Raw genomic sequence first — 2,736 nt, 5'->3', positions numbered from 1 at the left:
CCGTGGGGCACACGGGGATAGCTCGCTTATGCTGTAGCCATTAGGCTATTCGAACGAGAAGCCCCCACTTCTTAAGTGGTGGGAGTATGTCACAAGAATTTGATCCTGTAGATTATGAGTCAATTCCAGATTATTATGAAGGGCTTGGAGAAGACGAGGTGGTTACAGATTTGGAAAATTATGTGCCAGGCGCTGAAAATGAAGAGACTTCAGAAGGTGGGGGGTCACTTATGTGGCTTGTCATTCCTGTGGTTATTTTAGGTGCTGGAGTTGTTCTCATAAAAAATAAGAAAAAAAATAAATAGCTTATAAAGCAAAAACACCTCTTTTGATGGCAACCTGAATGGACCGTCAAAAGGGGTATTTTTATTTTTTTGGGTAAAATTTAAATAAGATGCAATAAAAAAGCGGTCTCATCCGTTAACCTTATATAAAGGAGAAATAACATGTTGATTTTATCCATGCTGGTTGAAACAGAACAGCCAATAAACAGTAGGCAGCAAAAATTAATGTTTGACGAGCAGATATTTACAGCGATTGCTGAAGGGGATACCCGGGCAATTGAAAATCTGTATCTAAAAACAGAACGCGTTCTATATGCCTATTTGCTTTCACTGACGAAAGATCATGACTTTGCAGTGGATTTGCTCCAAGAAACGTATCTTAAAATAATGGCGGCAGCCCATCTTTATACACCAAAGGGCAAGCCTATGGCGTGGATTTTTTCAATAGCGAAAAATTTGTTCCATGATGCCTTAAGGAAAAAAAGTCGTGAACTGTCAGTTGGTGAAATGGAACTGCTTGAGCACGCAAATCTTTCTTATGAAATGCAACCAGAAAACAAATTGGTGCTAACAGCAGCTCTAGAGGAACTGGCAGAAGAAGAACGGAGTATTATTTTGCTCTATGCCGTATCGGGCATGAAGCATCGTGAAATTGCAAAAATGTTGAACCTGAATCTGTCTACGGTTCTTTCTAAATACCACCGTGGACTCAAAAAATTAAGAACAATCATTGAAAAAGGAGGGACTTCCTCATGAAACAGGAAAAAATATTGAGTCATTTAAATGCAGGTGTTCATGAAGCACCAGTGGACCAACTGGATCAAGTGAAAAACGCGCATGTAAAGAAAATGTCAAAACATGATCATATTACCAAGCAAGAACACAAACCATTTCCAATTTTAAGATATGCCGCTGTGGCAGCAGTACTATTTTTGGCGGTATTCGGATATCGGTATCAGTATGTTACCCCGGATTCCATGGTATACCTGGATGTGAATCCAAGCTTTGAAATCAGCATTAACCGGGCAGGCAATGTGGTTGCAGTTGAAGGCTTGAATTCAGAAGCGAAAGATCTGGTGGATGATTACACCTACAAAGGGAAACGCGTTGAAGAAGTGGTTGAAACCCTAACACAGAAACTTGTTGAAAGCAGTTATATTCGTGAAGATCAAAATGTAATTCTCGTTTCTGTCTACAACAAAGATGCATCGAAACGAACTGCTCAAAGTGACGCCATAGAAAAAGTTATAACAGTTGAACTTGAGAAATCCTATATTAAGCCCGTTGTTTTGTCACAGGCTATTGAAGCTGAAGAAGTATCTGCTAAAAAGGAAAACGATGAAAACTCTGTTGGGAAAACACATTTTGTCAATGCCCTTGTTGCGCGTGACCCTGAACTTAAATCAGATGATCTTGTAAATCTTTCAGTTGCAGAGCTGGTTAAAATGGCCAATGAAAAGGACTTTAATCTAGGCGATTATTTTAAGCCTTCTGAAGTTGAGGCGCTTAAGCAAGCTTTATTTGGTGACGACGACGATGATGATGCTGACGATGACGATCAAGATGCTGATCGAGATGATCAAAATCGAAATAGAATTTCAGCAGAAGAAGCGCGCAAGATTGCACTGAACCGTGTAAATGGCACCATCGTTGAATTTGAGCAAGACGATGATGACTATGAAATAGAAATTGAACTAGACGGAAAAGAATATAAAATCGAAATCAATGCCTACACAGGTGAAATCATCAAATTTGAAATGGACGACATTGACGACGATGATGATGACGACGATGCTGACGATGACGACGATGATCGAGATGATCAAAATCGAAATAGAATTTCAGCAGAAGAAGCGCGCAAGATTGCGCTGAACCGTGTAAATGGCACCATCGCTGAATTTGAGCAAGACGATGATGACTATGAAATAGAAATTGAACTTGACGGAAAAGAATATAAAATCGAAATCAACGCCTACACAGGTGAAATCATCAAATTTGAAATGGACGACATTGACGACGATGATGATGACGACGATGCTGACGATGACGACGATGATGATCGAGATGATCAAAATCGAAATAGAATTTCAGCAGAAGAAGCACGTAAGATTGCACTGAACCGTGTAAATGGCACCATCGCTGAATTTGAGCAAGACGATGATGACTATGAAATAGAAATTGAACTAGACGGAAAAGAATATAAAATCGAAATCAATGCCTACACAGGTGCAATCATCAAATTTGAAATGGACGACGATGATGCTGACGATGACGACGATGATGATCGAGATGATCAAAATCGAAATAGAATTTCAGCAGAAGAAGCGCGCAAGATTGCACTGAACCGTGTAAACGGAACCATCGTTGAATTTGAACAAGACGATGATGACTATGAAATAGAAATTGAACTTGACGGAAAAGAATATAAAATCGAAATCAACGCTTACACAGG

3 protein-coding genes are annotated in these 2,736 nt (G+C 39.6%); all 3 read left to right on the top strand.

Going from position 1 to position 2,736, the window contains the following annotated elements:
- The first annotated feature begins 86 nt into the window (after positions 1 to 86).
- Positions 87 to 305: a hypothetical protein gene (locus JOC49_RS12985; RefSeq protein ID WP_204665466.1), complete on the top strand. Its 219-nt coding sequence runs from the start codon at positions 87 to 89 to the stop codon at positions 303 to 305.
- Between the two features lie 141 nt (positions 306 to 446).
- Positions 447 to 1,040, top strand: a complete 594-nt coding sequence (locus tag JOC49_RS12980) for an RNA polymerase sigma factor (RefSeq protein WP_204665465.1) — start codon at positions 447 to 449, stop codon at positions 1,038 to 1,040.
- On the top strand, positions 1,037 to 2,736 hold a 1,700-nt coding region (locus tag JOC49_RS12975; protein WP_204665464.1), incomplete at its 3' end, for a PepSY domain-containing protein. The genes JOC49_RS12980 and JOC49_RS12975, both read left to right, overlap by 4 nt.

The sequence above is a fragment of the Fusibacter tunisiensis genome (assembly GCF_016908355.1).
GTDB classification, from domain to species: domain Bacteria; phylum Bacillota; class Clostridia; order Peptostreptococcales; family Acidaminobacteraceae; genus Fusibacter_D; species Fusibacter_D tunisiensis.
This window is presented reverse-complemented; position numbering and strand designations above follow the sequence as displayed.

What these genes read in the sequence shown, in the direction of transcription:
- JOC49_RS12980 (WP_204665465.1), top strand. Translation starts at nt 447, where the DNA reads ATGTTGATTTTATCCATGCTGGTTGAAACAGAACAGCCAATAAACAGT.
- JOC49_RS12985 (WP_204665466.1), top strand. Translation starts at nt 87, where the DNA reads ATGTCACAAGAATTTGATCCTGTAGATTATGAGTCAATTCCAGATTAT.